This is a genomic window from Streptomyces fungicidicus (assembly GCF_003665435.1).
Lineage (GTDB): Bacteria > Actinomycetota > Actinomycetes > Streptomycetales > Streptomycetaceae > Streptomyces > Streptomyces fungicidicus.
Map to the genome: position 1 here is coordinate 1,178,268 of NZ_CP023407.1, position 14,372 is coordinate 1,192,639.

General features: G+C 73.1%; 16 protein-coding genes. 5 read left to right on the forward strand and 11 right to left on the reverse strand.

All coding sequences use genetic code 11. The annotated features are described in order from the left end of the window. Positions 1-75 precede the first annotated feature (75 nt). From CNQ36_RS05325 to fabG, 3 genes are all read right to left on the reverse strand, one after another. Positions 76-1,662, reverse strand: a complete 1,587-nt coding sequence (locus CNQ36_RS05325) for an ABC transporter substrate-binding protein (protein WP_163013206.1) — start codon at positions 1,660-1,662, stop codon at positions 76-78. A 199-nt stretch (positions 1,663-1,861) separates the two neighbouring features. Beyond that, positions 1,862-2,620, reverse strand: a complete 759-nt coding sequence (locus CNQ36_RS05330; protein WP_121545146.1) for an SDR family oxidoreductase — start codon at positions 2,618-2,620, stop codon at positions 1,862-1,864. A 13-nt stretch (positions 2,621-2,633) separates the two neighbouring features. Further along, positions 2,634-3,395 carry a 3-oxoacyl-ACP reductase FabG gene (gene fabG / locus CNQ36_RS05335; protein ID WP_121545147.1) on the reverse strand — a complete coding sequence of 254 codons (762 nt, stop codon included), beginning with the start codon at positions 3,393-3,395 and terminating at the stop codon, positions 2,634-2,636. Positions 3,396-3,651: 256 nt separating this feature from the next. On the opposite strand from fabG, the gene CNQ36_RS05340 reads away from it, so the two are divergent. Then, on the forward strand, positions 3,652-4,197 hold the full coding sequence (locus CNQ36_RS05340; protein WP_121545148.1) for an excalibur calcium-binding protein: 546 nt from the start codon (positions 3,652-3,654) through the stop codon (positions 4,195-4,197). Positions 4,198-4,220: 23 nt separating this feature from the next. Here the strand turns inward: CNQ36_RS05340 and CNQ36_RS05345 are convergent, their stop codons facing one another. The 5 genes from CNQ36_RS05345 to CNQ36_RS05365 form a co-directional block, all read right to left on the reverse strand. Beyond that, positions 4,221-4,604 carry a DUF3037 domain-containing protein gene (locus CNQ36_RS05345; RefSeq protein ID WP_121545149.1) on the reverse strand — a complete coding sequence of 128 codons (384 nt, stop codon included), beginning with the start codon at positions 4,602-4,604 and terminating at the stop codon, positions 4,221-4,223. Then, positions 4,601-5,365, reverse strand: a complete 765-nt coding sequence (locus CNQ36_RS05350; RefSeq protein WP_121545150.1) for a HipA family kinase — start codon at positions 5,363-5,365, stop codon at positions 4,601-4,603. The genes CNQ36_RS05345 and CNQ36_RS05350 overlap by 4 nt, the downstream gene beginning before the upstream one ends. A 67-nt stretch (positions 5,366-5,432) precedes the next feature. Next, positions 5,433-6,311, reverse strand: a complete 879-nt coding sequence (locus tag CNQ36_RS05355; RefSeq protein WP_228312920.1) for a MauE/DoxX family redox-associated membrane protein — start codon at positions 6,309-6,311, stop codon at positions 5,433-5,435. Between the two features lie 60 nt (positions 6,312-6,371). Then, on the reverse strand, positions 6,372-6,989 hold the full coding sequence (locus CNQ36_RS05360) for a cell wall protein (RefSeq protein ID WP_121545152.1): 618 nt from the start codon (positions 6,987-6,989) through the stop codon (positions 6,372-6,374). A 13-nt stretch (positions 6,990-7,002) separates the two neighbouring features. After that, positions 7,003-7,425 carry an RlpA-like double-psi beta-barrel domain-containing protein gene (locus CNQ36_RS05365; RefSeq protein WP_109379799.1) on the reverse strand — a complete coding sequence of 141 codons (423 nt, stop codon included), beginning with the start codon at positions 7,423-7,425 and terminating at the stop codon, positions 7,003-7,005. A 411-nt stretch (positions 7,426-7,836) separates the two neighbouring features. On the opposite strand from CNQ36_RS05365, the gene CNQ36_RS05370 reads away from it, so the two are divergent. Together CNQ36_RS05370 and CNQ36_RS05375 are read left to right on the forward strand one after the other, a co-directional pair. Further along, positions 7,837-8,322 (forward strand): Rieske (2Fe-2S) protein, encoded by a 486-nt coding sequence (locus tag CNQ36_RS05370; RefSeq protein ID WP_121545153.1) that lies wholly within the window; start codon positions 7,837-7,839, stop codon positions 8,320-8,322. A gap of 41 nt (positions 8,323-8,363) precedes the next feature. Continuing rightward, positions 8,364-8,834 (forward strand): pyridoxamine 5'-phosphate oxidase family protein, encoded by a 471-nt coding sequence (locus CNQ36_RS05375; RefSeq protein WP_004934312.1) that lies wholly within the window; start codon positions 8,364-8,366, stop codon positions 8,832-8,834. Here the strand turns inward: CNQ36_RS05375 and CNQ36_RS05380 are convergent. Continuing rightward, entirely contained in the window at positions 8,809-9,753 is a 945-nt protein-coding gene (locus tag CNQ36_RS05380; protein ID WP_121545154.1) for a LysR family transcriptional regulator, read from the reverse strand. The two genes, CNQ36_RS05375 and CNQ36_RS05380, sit on opposite strands and share 26 nt — an antisense overlap. Positions 9,754-9,828: 75 nt before the next feature. On the opposite strand from CNQ36_RS05380, the gene CNQ36_RS05385 reads away from it, so the two are divergent. Next, a complete protein-coding gene (locus CNQ36_RS05385; RefSeq protein ID WP_121545155.1) occupies positions 9,829-10,782 on the forward strand; it encodes a DMT family transporter in 954 nt (317 codons plus the stop codon). A 117-nt stretch (positions 10,783-10,899) separates the two neighbouring features. On the opposite strand, the gene CNQ36_RS05390 is transcribed toward CNQ36_RS05385, so the two are convergent. Continuing rightward, complete coding sequence (locus CNQ36_RS05390; RefSeq protein WP_121545156.1) at positions 10,900-12,237, reverse strand: aminotransferase class I/II-fold pyridoxal phosphate-dependent enzyme; 1,338 nt, start codon at positions 12,235-12,237, stop codon at positions 10,900-10,902. Positions 12,238-12,272: 35 nt separating this feature from the next. Here CNQ36_RS05390 and CNQ36_RS05395 point away from each other — a divergent pair, with 35 nt between their 5' ends. Beyond that, a complete protein-coding gene (locus CNQ36_RS05395; protein WP_121545157.1) occupies positions 12,273-12,956 on the forward strand; it encodes a pyridoxamine 5'-phosphate oxidase family protein in 684 nt (227 codons plus the stop codon). A 237-nt stretch (positions 12,957-13,193) separates the two neighbouring features. On the opposite strand, the gene CNQ36_RS05400 is transcribed toward CNQ36_RS05395, so the two are convergent. Then, positions 13,194-14,153, reverse strand: a complete 960-nt coding sequence (locus tag CNQ36_RS05400; RefSeq protein WP_121545158.1) for a DMT family transporter — start codon at positions 14,151-14,153, stop codon at positions 13,194-13,196. Between the last annotated feature and the right edge of the window lie 219 nt (positions 14,154-14,372).

A 14,372-nucleotide genomic window follows, 5' to 3' on the forward strand; every position in this document is an offset into this window, starting at 1 on the left:
TGTGCGGTCACTTCCAGGCCACAGAACCTACAGGCGACCACTGACAACCCGCCCGGCGGACGGTCGCACCCGGCTCTACCAGCTGGTCTTCCGGGAAAGCTCCCACACCATCATGATCGTCGACGGGTCCAGCGCCCGCTCCGCGCCTGAGACGTCCCGGCTCGCCGCCACGTACTGCCGGCCCTGCCACAGCGGCAGCAGCCGCGCGTCGTCGACGAGGATCTGCTGGGCCTCCTCGAACTGCTTCACCACGTTCCCGCGGTCGCTCTCCCGGCGCGAGCTGGGCAGCAGCTTGGTGGTGATCTCGGTCGCCTCGTAGGGCGTGCCGAGCGCGTTCTGCTTGCCGACGAAGGGGGCGATGAAGTTGTCCGCGTCCGGGAAGTCGGGCGACCAGCCGCGCCCGAACACCGGGTACTCGCCCTTCTGGTAGCCCTCCACGTAGGTCTTCCAGGGGCGGCTCTTGAGCGTGATGTCGAAGAGTTTCGACGCCTCCAGCTGCCGCTCGAGTTCCTTGAACTCCAGCGCTGTCTCGGATCCGTAGCGGTCCGTGGTGTACCAGAGGGTCAGCGGGACAGGCTCGGTGATGCCCGCCCCGGTGAGGATCTGCCGGGCCTTGGCGACACTCGGGTCGCCGTAGTCGTCGAAGAAGCCCGTGGTGTGGCCCGTCAGGCCCTTGGGGACCATGGAGTACAGCGGTTCGACGGTGTCCTTGTAGACCTTGTGCGCGATCGCCGCGCGGTCGACGACCTGCGCGACGGCCTGGCGCACCTCCTTCTTGCCGGCCCACGGGTCCTTCGGGTTGAACACCAGGTAGTTGATGTCCGTCCCGGTGCCGTCGATCAGCTGGATCTCCTCCTCCTTGGAGGCCTTGCCCTGGAGATCGATGATGTCGTCCGCCGCCACACCCCGGTAGGTCAGGTCGACCTGGTCGTCCCGCAGCGCCTTGACCATCGTGCCGGAGTCCTGGAAGTAGCGGATGGTCACCGCGTTGTTCCGGCGCTCGGCGAAGCCCTTGTACCGGTCGTTGCGGGTGAGTTCGGCGCGCTTGCCCTCCTCGTAGGACCGCAGCGTGTACGGCCCGGAGCCGACGACGCCGCTCTCCTCGCGCAGGGCGCCGGCCGGGTAGGCGTCGGGGGCGACGATCGACATCGCGGGCGTGGCGAGCACGAACGGGAAGGTGGCGTCCGGCTTGTTGAGGTAGAAGACGACCTCGCGCTCGCTGGGGGCCTGCACCCGTTCCAGACTGCCCAGCAGACCGGCCGGACCGCCGTTGACGTTGATCTGCCGGATGCGGTCGATGGAGTGCTTGACCGCCTTGGCGTCCAGCGTGCTGCCGTCCGAGAACGTCAGGTCGTCACGCAGCTCGCAGCGGAACACCTGGTTGGAACTGTCGGTGAACTCGCAGCTCTTGGCGGCGTCCGGCTGCGGAGCGGTCGCACCGACCGGGTAACTCAGCAGTGTCTGGTAGATGTTGCGGAACAGCTCCCATGAACTGTCCCAGGACGCCGCCGGGTCCAGCGTGCTGGGCGAGCTGGTGGTTCCCACGACGATGGGTCCCGCGTCGTCCGACGAGTCCGAGGACAGGAGGCCGCATCCGGCCACCAAGGACGATATGGACGCGATGGCCGCCACCCGCCGCAGGCATCGGTTCCGGTTGAACACGCGCACGCTCCTCGATCTGCCGTCCCAGGGGTTGGCAGACCCTACCGCAGTGTTCGCCCCGTTGACCCCCCTCTGTACGCCCCTCGAGATCGACTTCTCGATGACTACGTTGTCACCCACCGTCGCGACCCCGATACGCCGACACGGGCGCCGTTTTCGTCAACGGACGCCCGTGCCGGACGGTCGAAATCCAGCCGCGTCAGGCGACGCCGGCGTTCAGGAAGATGCCGCCGTCGACCACCAGCGTCTGGCCGGTGACCCAGTCCGACTGGTCCGAGGTGAGGAACGCGGCGGCGCCGCCGATGTCGGACGGCACGCCGAGCCGGCCCAGCGGGTAGGCCGCGGCGGCCTCCTCCTCCCGGCCCTCGTACAGCGCCTGCGCGAACTTGGTCTTCACCACGGCCGGGGCGATCGCGTTCACCCGTACCCGGGGCGCGAACTCGTGCGCCAGTTGCTGGGTCAGGTTGATCAGCGCGGCCTTGCTGACGCCGTAGGCGGCGATGAACGGCGAGGGCGCGATGCCCGCGACGGAGGCGATGTTGACGATCGCGCCGCCGTTCTCCTTCTGCCAGGCGTGCCAGGTCTTCTGCGCGAAACCGAGCGCCGAGATCACGTTGGTCTCGAACACCTTGCGCGCCACGTTCAGGTCGAGGTCGGCGATCGGCCCGAACACCGGGTTGGTGCCGGCGTTGTTGATCAGGTGGTCGACGCGTCCGAACGCCTCCATCACGCGCTCCACGGCGGCCGCCTGATGGGCCTCGTCGTGCGCCTTGCCGGCGACGTGAATGGCCCGGTCGGGGCCCAGCCGCTCGACTGCCTCCTTGAGGGCGTCCTCGTTGCGGCCGGTGATGCAGACCCGGTCGCCGCGCGCGACCAGTGCCTCCGCGACGCCGTAGCCGATGCCCCGGCTGGCGCCGGTGATCAGGGCGACCTTGCCCGAGAGTTCCACTGAAGTCATGTCCTCGGTCTTCCTAGTCGAGCGGTCCGCCGGCGACGTACAGCACCTGGCCGGAGACGAAGCCGGCCGCGTCACCGGTGAAGAAGGCGATCGCGTTGGCGATGTCCTCGGGCTCGCCGACCCGGGCGACGGGGATCTGGGTGGCGGCGGCGGCCTTGAAGTCCCCGAAGCCCATGCCGACGCGGTCCGCGGTGGCCTTGGTCATCTCCGTGGCGATGAAGCCGGGAGCGACGGCGTTGGCGGTCACCCCGAACTTGCCGAGCTCCTTGGCGAGGGTCTTGGTGAAGCCCTGCAGACCGGCCTTGGCCGCCGAGTAGTTGACCTGACCCCGGTTGCCGAGCGCGGAGGAGGAGGACAGGTTCACGATCCGGCCGAACCCGGCGTCCACCATGTGCTTCTGGCAGGCCTTGGACATCAGGAAGGCCCCGCGCAGGTGCACGTTCATGACGGTGTCCCAGTCGGACACGCTCATCTTGAACAGCAGGTTGTCGCGCAGCACGCCCGCGTTGTTGACGAGGACGGTCGGCGCGCCGAGCTCCTCGGCGATCCGCGCGACGGCCGCTTCCACCTGCGCCTCGTCGGAGACGTCGCAGCCGACCGCGATCGCCTTGCCGCCGGCGGCGGTGATCTTCTCGACGGTGTCCTTGCAGGCGGCCTCGTCGAGGTCGATCACGGCGACCGCGCGGCCCTCGGCGGCCAGTCGTACGGCGGTGGCGGCGCCGATGCCGCGCGCGGCGCCGGTGACGACCGCGACCCGCTGCTCAGTGGTGGACATTGCTGCTTCTCCTCGCCCTTGGGATGCGGCTCTGGCGGCCGGACCCATGGCAATGAGCGACCGCTTAGTACCTTCAGCAGACGTGACGCTAGAAGCCCTGGCACCCGGTGTCAACGGCACGCCGCGGGTGTGTGATCCATTCGCCGCGCGGCGCACTCGCGGGGAGTACCCGATCGGCCCACCGTCGCGCGCCCTCGTGCCGGGCGGCCCCTAGCGTCGAAGCGCGAGCCACCCCTGGCCGGAAAGGAGGCGTCCCGTGCGCCGTCGCACCGGTGCCATAGGCACGCTGATCGCGCTCGCCGCGATCCTGCCCCTGGCCGACCCCGCTCACGCCCAGGACCTGGACTGCGGCGACTTCACCTACCAGGAGGACGCGCAGGCCTTCTTCGACACGGACCCGAGCGATCCGCACCGGCTCGACGAGGATCCGGGGCCGGACGACGGAGTGGCCTGCGAGGCGCTCCCCCGGCGCGGTCTCACCTCCTCCACGTTCCGGCCCGCGCCCTCGCTCTCGCCCTCTCCCGCCACCACCGCGCCGACCCGTTCGGCGTCCCCGTCGTCCGCCGTGCCGACCCGGACCGCGACCGCCGCCCCGGCGCCGGCGACACCGTCCGCCACTCCCACCAGGACGTCCGCCGCCCCCACGCCGGCCGCCTCCGTCGCTCCGACCCGCGGGGTGCGGGGCGGACTGGGCGGCTCGTCGGAGTCCGCACCCGGTGGCTGGGACCTGGGCATCGGCGCCACGTTCGTGTCGGGCGCCGTCCTCGCGGCCGGATGCGTGCTGAAGCGCCGCCGGACCTGACGCCCCGTGGGCGGCGCCCGCTCTCAGCGCACGAGCAGGTCGAGCAGGCGCTCCGCCTCCGCCGCCGGATCCGCGGTGAGCCCGGTGTGCACGGGGCCGGGCTGGACGATGGTGGACCGGGGCGCGATCAGCCAGCGGAAGCGCCGTCCGGCGTCGTCCCGCGCCGCCTGCCCGGCCGCCTCCCCGCCCGCGCAGACGCCTTCGACCGCGCGCAGCGCCGCCCGTACGCCGGGCAGGTCGGCCGCCGGGTCGAGGGCCATCAGCCGTGCCTCGTCGAGATGGGTGCGGGCGGCCACGAAGGACTTGGGACGGCAGTACACGAGCACCCCGGCGTTGACGCACTCGCCGCGTTCGACGCGCGGTACGACCCGCAGCAGGGCGTACTCGAAGACGTGACGGACGCTCACCGGTCCCCCTCGAGGCCGTGGATGTGCTGGTGGACGGTGGCCGCGCGGGCGGCCAGCGGCCGGGCGTAGGCCGCCCGCAGGTCGTCGGGGGTGTCGAAGCCCGGCTCCCCGGCCAGCCAGACGTCGGGGATCTCCGCGGTGACCTCGGCGAGCAGCTCCTCGGTGACCCGCGGCGCGAGTGCGGCGGCGGCGGAGGCGATGTCCGGCGCGAAGGTCCTGAGCGCGTGGTCGGAGGCGTCGTAGGGGCGGGCGGCGGAGGCCGCGGCGCCGGGCCAGTTGTGGTGCCAGATCATGGTCGCGCCGTGGTCGATGAGCCACAGTTCGCCGCCGTGACGCAGCATGTTGGGGTTGCGCCAGGAGCGGTCGACGTTGTTGACCAGCGCGTCGAACCAGACGATCCGCCCGGCCTCCTCGGGCCCCACCTCGAAGGCGAGCGGATCGAAGCCGAGGGCGCCGGAGAGGAATTCCATGCCGAGGTTGGTCCCGCCGCTGGACTTCAGCAGCTGCTGCACCTCCTGCTGGGGCTCACCGAGCCCCAGCACGGGGTCGAGCTCGACCGTGACCAGCCGCGGCACCCTCAGCCCCAGCCGGCGGGCGAGCTCCCCGCAGACCACCTCGGCGACCAGCGTCTTGCGGCCCTGCCCGGCGCCGGCGAACTTCAGGACGTAGGTCCCGAGGTCGTCGGCCTCGACCAGTCCCGGCAGCGAACCGCCCTCGCGCAGCGGCGTGATGTAGCGGGTGGCGGTGACCTCGGTCAGCATTTCGCCAGGTTACGCGATCTCCTGACCCCGCCGTCCGGCCTCCCCAACCCCTCCGGTGTCCGGCGGTTCAGCCGACCGTCGGCAGAGCCCGGCGGACGGGCACCGCGTTCAGCACCTCCTGCGCCACGGGCTCCCCGCTGTCCGCGTCGACGCAGCTCACGCGGACCACGGGCTCACCGGGGCTGTCGCGGCCGGCGGTGGCGTCCAGGGCGAAGAGCACGGACACCGGTCGCGCCTCCTTCCGCGTCGCGTGCACTCCCGAGTACAGGAGGATCCGCCAGCCGTCCTCCTCCCAGTGGTCCAGCAGCCCCGAGCGGACCACCGGGGAGGCGGTCTGCCAGGCGAGCGAGCGCTCCAGCAGTTCCACGCTGGCGGCGACCGGCACCTGGTCCCCGCGCCCGGTGCCGAAGAGCGGGTGCCCCCGCACGCGGAGCCCGAGCCGGCGCAGGGGCAGCAGCCACCACCGGTCGGGATCGACCGACAGTGCCGTCAGGACGACGGCGGCGACGGCCAGGAACAGGAGCGAGCCGCCGGGCCGTGCGGAGAGGGTGGACCACCAGGCGCCGTGCGCCGCCGCCGCGGTCGCGCCGCCCGCGAGCACCACGGCGGCGCGTGCGAACGCGCGCCAGGTGATCGGGGTGTCCTCGTTCGCAGAGCAGCCGCAGGAGGACTCTGGCGCCAGCGCCCGGCCGTAGCCCAGGTAGGCGAGGAACCCGGCTCCGAGGACGGCGGTCGCCGCGCCCGGCACGGGGCTCGCCGGGAGCGCCAGCAGCCCCGCGGTGAGCAGGAGTTCCAGCGCGCCGACGGCGCGCAGCACCAGTGCCGCCCGCCCGCTGCTGCGCAGCATGCGGGCCAGCGCCGTCCTGGGCGCCTGGCGCACGGTGTCGCGGTGGAAGAGCTTGACCGAGCCGGTCCACCCCAGCAGGCCCGCGAGAACCAGGGGCATGAGGTGCGTTGTCAGTGAGAGCATCGTCGTCCCACCTGTCTCCCTCCTGTGATCCGGACGTCAGTGCCCGACGGATATACGGACGATGTCCACGGAGTCGTCGGCCGGCCGCCAGGCCCCGAGCACCTGGGCGCTCTGCCCGATGCGCAGCCGGGACAGGTCGGAGGTGAGCGCGCGGCCCGCGTAGGAGGCGTTGGTCGTGTCCGGGAGGACGTGGCCGACGATTTCGTGCCGTCCGTGGGAGAGGTGCAGCCGGCTCTTCGCGATGCCGCGGATCCTGGTGTCGAGGTTCACGATGTTGACCCACACCGCGTCGGCGGCGACGGTGCCGTCGGGCATCGGGACGCCGCGCGCGTAGAGCCCGTCACCGACCTCGATCTCGGCGGCGGTGGTGGGCCGGGCCTTCCAGACGCTGGTGGCGTTGGTCATTCGGACGCGGGCGTGGTCGCCGTAGGAGCCGGCGACCTGCAGGACACTGCCGGTGATGCCGGTGATCCGGCCCTCCACGAAGGAGGACTCGGGGATCGCCGGGTCGAGCGACGGCTCGGACGCGAAGGCCGCGTCGGCGTCGATCCCACCGAGCGCCGTCGCGCCGACGATGGTCACGCCGCTGAGGGCGGCCGTGGTGAGGAAGCGCCGGCGGCCCGGGCCGCGGTGGTCGTTCTGGCGGTACGTCATGGCTAACTCCTCCTCACTCGTAGATGTAGACCGGCAGCTTGCCGGAGCTGAGGCTGCCGATGGCCGAGAAGGCGGCCGGGGTCAGGTCCAGGACCCGGTTGGTGCGGCAGGCGCCGTTGCAGCAGGCGGCCTCGCCGCACCAGCTCTTGGTGCGCGGCCCGCAGTCGGTGATCGTGATGCAGACCGTGGCGCCGGAGCACTGGTGTCTGACATTCATCACGGAGCCGCAGCCGCGTCTGGGGATGTTCTCGCCGCACAGGTCGGGCCGGGTGATGTCCCAGCACGCCTGTGACGCGTTGGGCCAGGCGCCGTGATTCGCGCTGGACCGGCAGTTGCCGCAGGCGCCGCCGCCCGCGCTGCCGCACGGACCCCATGAGGATCCGCAGCAGAACCAGGTCGTCTCACCGGCCCACAGGCTGGTCGATCCGCATGCCATCGTGCCACCTCCTGTTGAATGTCGTGCCCATGACAAAACGATCGAGGGGTGTCGCACACATCGCACCCCCATGATGCGTGCGTCTACGCGCGTTGGCCAGAAGGCCTCCGGAGAACGGCCGGCCGGGCACGGCCAGGGCCGCCGAGACATCATGAAAAACCCCGACGGCGGGAGCCGGGTCGGCCGCGCTCGTGTCCCCGGCCGCCGCGGCCCGAGGGCGATGTGACACCGGGTTCCCGGGGCGTCGGCGGAGGCCAGGGCGGGAGGGGCGGCGGCCGACAGCGAAACGACAGCCGTGGTTTACGCCCGCCCGACCGCCCGCAGGCCAAGCTCGGCACACCTGAACAGCGTGGGCCCGCTGACCGTACCTCTCCCCGGATCACCCAGTCCCCCCGGAAGGAACACACCGGCATGACCGCATCGCTCAACTCCGTATCCGGACCCGCCCGTCGGACCGTCGTGGCGGCGGCCGGAGCGGCGGGCCTCACCGTCGCGCTGACCGCGTGCGGAGGCTCCGACGACGACTCGTCGGGCTCCTCGGCGGACTCCGGCTCGACCGGCGGGTCCTCCGACGGCGGCGGCACGAGCGGCGGGGACGCGGGCGGCGGCGGGAACGCCCTCGCCTCGACCGCCGACATCCCCGAGGGCGGCGGGAAGGTCTTCGCCGACCGCAAGGTGGTCGTCACCCAGCCGACGGCGGGCGAGTTCAAGGCGTTCTCGGCGACCTGCACCCACCAGGGCTGCGCGGTGAAGAGCATCGCCGACGGGGTCATCAACTGCCCCTGCCACAACAGCAACTTCTCCATCACCGACGGCAGCGTGAAGAGCGGCCCGGCGACGAAACCGCTACCCGCCGTGGAGATCACCGTCAGCGGCGACTCGATCACCCTCGCCTGAGCCGCCGGTACCCTGCACGGCAGGAGAGAGGAAGGGGCCGTATGACCGCCACGCAGCGCCGGGGCCGGAAGATCATGATGACTCCCGGCGAACTCGACGACTTCCTCACCGTCCAGCGCACCTGCCGGGTCGCCACGGTGTCCGCCGACGGCGCGCCGCACGTCAGCACGCTCTGGTTCGTCTGGGACGGCACCTCGCTGTGGCTGTACTCCGTGGTGCGCAGCAAGCGCTGGGCGGATCTGCGCCGGGACCCGCGGGTGGCGATCGTGGTCGACACGGGCGAGGAGTATGACGAACTGCGTGGCGCGGAGCTGTCCGGGCGGGTGGAGTTCGTGGGCGAGATCCCGCGCACCGGCGAACTGCGCGCGGAACTCGACGTCCCGGAGACGCTGTTCGCCCGCAAGAGCTTCGGCCTGGACGAGATGCCGCACGACGGCAGGCACGCCTGGCTGCGCCTGACCCCGGAGAAGATCGTGTCCTGGGACTTCAGGAAGCTGTCGACGCTGCCGTAGGCGCCCCGTCCGCCGTCCCCCCGACGCGCTCCCCCGCCGCCCGCAGCGCTCCGACCGCCGCCCGGATCGACGGGCGGCGGTCGGCGTCGGCGCGCCACACGACGAAGACGTGCCGCTGTATGCGCTGCCGGAGCGGGACGGTCACCACCCCCTCGGGCAGGGGGTTGCGGCCGAGCAGCGGCGCGACGCAGACGCCGAGCCCCGCCGCGACCAGACCGAGCTGGGTGTGGCTCTCGGCGGCCCGGTGGGCGACGACCGGCTCGACGCCCCTGGACCGCAGCGTGAGCATCAGCCACTCGTGGCAGAACTCGCCCTCGCCCCAGGTGATCCACTCGTCCTCGGCGAGCTCGGCGAGGTCCACCTCGTCGCGGCCGGCCAGCCGGTGACCGGCCGGGAGCGCCACATCGGCCGGGTCGTCCAGCAGGAGCGCCTTGACGAGGCCGTCGGGCAGCGGCATCGGCTTGTTGTGCCAGTCGAGCACCACCGCGAGATCCAGATCGCCGCGCACCACTCCCCTGATGCCCCGTTCCGGTTCCAGCTCGCGGGAGCGCACGCGCAGCGCGGGGTGGCGCTGGCGCAGCTCTGCGAGCGCCGTCGGGAAGAGTCCCCGGGCGGCGGTCGGGAACGCCGAGAGGCGCAGCTCACCGGCGACCTGTCCGCGCTGCGCCTCCAGGTCGGACTGGGCCAGCTCGACCTGGGAGAGGATGCGCGCGGCGTGCTCGGCGAGCAGCCGGCCCGCGTCGGTGAGCCGGATTCCGCGCCCGTTCCTGGCGAGCAGTTGCTGGCCGACCTCGCGCTCCAGCTTGGCCATCTGCTGCGAGACGGCGGAGGTGGTGATGTGCAGTCCCTCGGCCGCCACGCTGACCGAGCCGTGCCGGGCGAGGGCGTCGAGGGTGCGCAGGCGCTCCAGGTTCAACATGTAAGCGATGCTACGAGATACCGCGTGCGAAATCTCGATTGTGCTACGAGATGGGTGTCCCGCATCGTTGCCTCCATGAGCAGTGTCACCGCGACCACCCCCACCACCGTGCCGGCCCCGGCCGGCTCCGCCCCGGAGCGCGCCCGTCCGCGTCTGGACTGGCGTCTGCGCTTCGGCGCGCTCTCCCTGATCTGGGGGTTCAGCTTCCTCCTCATCAAGGTCGGCACCCAGGGCTACGCCCCCTTCCAGGTCACCCTGGGCCGGCTGGCCTTCGGCACCGCCGTGCTGGCGGTCGCGATGGCGGTACGGCGGGAGGGCCTGCCGCGCGGTGCGCGCACCTGGGGCCATCTCGCGGTCGCCGGCTTCCTGCTGAACGCGCTGCCTTTCTCGCTGTTCGCCTTCGCGGAGCTGACCATCCCGTCGACGCTGGCCGGCATCTGCAACGCGACCTCGCCGCTGTGGGGCATGGCGCTGTCGATGGTGGCGCTGTCCGAGGACCGCCCGACCCGGGTGCGGGTGGCGGGGCTGGGCGTGGGCTTCCTCGGAGTGCTGACGGTGCTGGGCGCCTGGCAGGGCTTCCAGGGCCTGGACGCCCGCGGTACGGCACTGGCCCTGCTGGCCTCGCTGAGCTACCCCGTCGGCTGGATCTACGTCCGCCGCACCCTGGCGGGCAGCAGCCACTCGAACCTGTCGCTGACCGGCGGTCAGCTGCTGCTCGCCACGATCCAGCTGGCCGTCGTCACCCCGCTCTTCACCACGATGCCGACCGGCTTCGCGGTCGGGCCGCTGCTGGCGATCGCCGCCCTGGGCACGCTGGGCACCGGGCTGGCCGTGCTCGTCCAGTACGGCATCGTGGCCGAGGTCGGCCCGACGACCGGCCAGATGGTCACCTACTTCGTGCCCGTGATCGCCGCGGCGGCCGGCGTCGTGCTTCTCGGCGAGACGCTGACCTGGTCGACACCGGTCGGCGCGGTGATCGTGCTGGCCGGCGCCGCACTCACCCAGGTGAGGCCGAAGCGACCGGCCTAGCCCGGCTGCACGCCCCTGGACCGCGGCAGCACCACCGCGGCCCAGGGGCCGTCCGGTCCCGACGGCCGGGTGCCCGGGCACACTGCCCGCCCGCCGGCGGCGGTCCGACGTTCCGCGTCAGGCGTATGTCCGGGCCGGTCCTCCGGCGGGGCCGACGGCTTCGGCGATCGCCTCGGCGAGGGGCTCGATCTCGTCGTCGGCGAGTGTCGAGACGGTGACGCGGATGCCCGGCGGCGCGCTCATCCGGAAGCGGGCGCCGGGGGCCACCGCCCAGCCCGCGTGCAACAGCCGGGCGACGGCGCCGGTCTCGTCCGGGACCGGCACCCACACGTTCATACCGCTGCGCCCCCGCGCCACGACCCCGCGCCGGGCCAGTGCCCCGATCAACGCGTCCCGGCGCCACCCGTACCGCGCGGCCACGCCCGCCGGGTCCACCGCCCCCTCGCTCCACAGCCGTACCACCGCGCGCTGGACGATCCTGCTGACCCAGCCCGGCCCGAGCCGCTGCCGGCCGCGCACCCGGTCGAGGGTGACCGGGTCCCCGGTGAGCACCGCGAGCCGCAGGTCGGGGCCGTACGCCTTGGCCGCCGAGCGGACGAAGGCCCAGTTGCGCGTGGCACCGGCCAGGGGGTGCGGCGGGAGGTCGACGATGTGATGGCCGTGGTCGTCCTCCACCAGCAGCGTCTCCGGGTGCCCGGCCAGCACCGAACGCAGGGCCCCCGCCCGTGCGGCGCTCACCGCGGCGCCGGTCGGGTTCTGCGCGCGGCAGGTGACGATCAGGGCCCGCGCCCCGTCCGCCAGCGCCCTGCCCACGTCGTCGGGGAGCGGCCCCTCGTCGTCGACCCCGACCGGGACGACGCGCAGTCCGAGCGCCGGAACCAGGTCCAGCAGACTGCCCCACCCGGGATCCTCCACGGCGACCGCATCCCCGGGCCTGAGATGCGCTGCCAGCACCCGCTCCAGGGCGTCCAGCGCGCCCGAGGTGACGGCGACGGGCCCGTCGGGCACACCGTCGGCGTCCAGTCCGGCCCGCGCCAGCCGGGCCAGTTCGGGCTCCACGGGCGCGTGCCCGTAGAGCACCGGCTCACGGTCGCCCTGCCCGGCCGCCGCCGCGAACGCCCCGGCCAGCGCGGGCAGCAGCGCGGGATCGGGATTGCCCTCGGACAGGTCCCGCACGCCCGGCGGGACCTCCACCCGGATGAGATCGCGCGCCGTCGTGGCGGGCTTGGGCCGCACCCGGCTGCCCCGCCGGCCCGCGGTCTCGATGACCCCGCGCTCGCGCAGGGTCCGGTACGCGGCAGCGACCGTGTTCGGGTTCACCCCCAGCCGCTCCGCCAACTCCCGCATAGGAGGCAGCAGTTCGCCCGGCCGTAGCTCCCCTTGCCCCACCGCGGCCTCGATGCTCGCGGAAATCTCCGCTGCGCGCCGCCCACTGATCCGATACTCTCCTAGCACAAAGTCAATTATGCACTAGTGCAATGGAGAGCGCCATGCAGGGGACCCAGCCGCAGCAGCGGGACGACGCCACCTACCCGCCCACCGAGCGGACCGTCCCCACCCGCTCCCCCGGCCGGGCCTCGTACGACAAGGAACTGGTGCACGCGATACTCGACGAGGGCTACGTCTGCCACCTCGGCTTCGTCCGGGACGGCGCGCCGGTCGTGCTGCCCACGCTGTACGCCCGGGCCGGCGAGCGTCTCTACGTGCACGGTTCGACCGGCTCGCGCCCGCTGCGCGCGGCGCGGCAGGCCGACCCCGGGCTCCAGGTCTGCCTGACGGTCACCCACGTCGACGGGCTGGTGCTGGCCCGCTCGGCCTTCCACCACTCGATCAACTACCGCTCCGTGGTGGTGCACGGCACGGCGTACGACGTGACCGACGCCGAGGAGAAGCGGCAGGCGCTCGACGCCCTGGTCGACCAGGTGGTACCGGGCCGCGCCGCCGACTCCCGCCCGGCCGACAAGAAGGAGCTGGCCGCGACGGCGGTCATCCGCCTCGACCTGGACGAGGTCTCAGCGAAGCTCCGCACCGGCGGCGTCAACGACGAACCCGAGGACCTCGCCCTCCCCCACTGGGCCGGTGTGGTTCCCCTCCGCAAGGGCTACGGCACCCCGCTCGCCGACCCGGGGCTGGCACCCGGCACCGCGCTGCCCGGTTACCTGACGGCCCTGTGACACAGGCCGGCCACCTCCAGCCGGAGGTCGGCTCCGCACAGGCCACGGCGGGCTGAGCCCCCACGCCGGGCTGCCCTCGGACCCCACGTACGCGGGCAAGCGGTCCGCACCCCTACGGGACCGGACGCCGGCCGGCCTCCCGGCGCGGGACGGACGGCGCGCACGCATACCCCGCGCCGGCGGCCGCCCGGCCGCCGAACCGGACGCCCGAGGAAGCGCCGGAGGCCGCCCCCGCCCTCAAGCCGGGGCCGCCTCCGGCTCCGACCCGCGGGCAGCCCTCGCGTCGCGGGCCTCGCCCACCGCGAGGCCCGCGACCGAACCGAGCATCAGCAGCGTGCCCGCCAGGGTGGCCGCCGTGAGCCGCTCACCGAGCAGGGCGACCGCGAGCACCGCCGCGCTCACCGGCTCCAGCAGCATGATCACGGACACGGTCGCCGAGCGTACGACGGCCGCGCCGGCGAAGTAGAGCCCGTACGCGAGCGCCGTCGGCACGGAGGCGACGTACGCCAGCAGGCACAGCAGCACCCCGGGCGCCTCGGTGTGCGGCACCAGTCCCTCGACCGCGGCGAACGGCAGCAGCACCAGGCTGGTGACGGCGAACGCCCCCACGGTCGTACCGGAGGAGTCCGTGCCACCGTCGCGCCCCCACCAGCGGGTGAGCAGCGTCATCGCCGAGTAGCCGGCCGCGGACAGCAGGGCGAGCAGCACGCCCCACGGGTCCACGGTCGTCCGCCCGCCGCCGAGGACGAGCACGACGAGTCCGGCGAGCGCGCCCGCGACGGCGGCCAGGCCGCCGCGCCCCAGCCGCTCGCCCATGGTCAGCCGTGCGCCGAGCGCGATCAGCACGGGTCCGGCGCCGAGGGTGACGACGGTCGCCACGGCGAGGCCCGTGGCGGAGACGGCCGCGAAGTAGGCGGTCTGGAAGACCGCGAGCCCGATCCCGGTGGCCGCGGCCCGCAGCACCCGGCGGCCGAGCGGCTGCCGCGCGGCGGTCCGGGTGCGACGGGACAGGAGCCGAGCGCCGAGCAGCAGCACGAGGCCCACGGCGCAGCGCCAGAAGGAGAGGGCGACGGGCCCCATGTCGCTGGTCCGGTAGACCAGTGAGGCGGCGGCGCCCGCGGTGCCCCAGGCGGCACCGGCGACGATCAGATAGAGGAGGCCTCGCCCGACGGGCAGGCCGGAGACGGCGTTCGACACGTGTTCTCTCCGCAGATGCACGCACCGCGCGCGACCGCGCGGGTGCGGAAGTTCGGGAAGGGATCCCGGATCGGGCCCGGTCGGGGCCTGAGCGGCGGGATCCGCGGACTTCTTCCGCGGGCAGCACCGTTACGCCCGGCGCCATGCCGGGCGGATGTACCGGAGGGCCCGCCTCAGGCGGCCGGAGGCGGAAGAACGAGTGCGCGTGCGTGCATGATC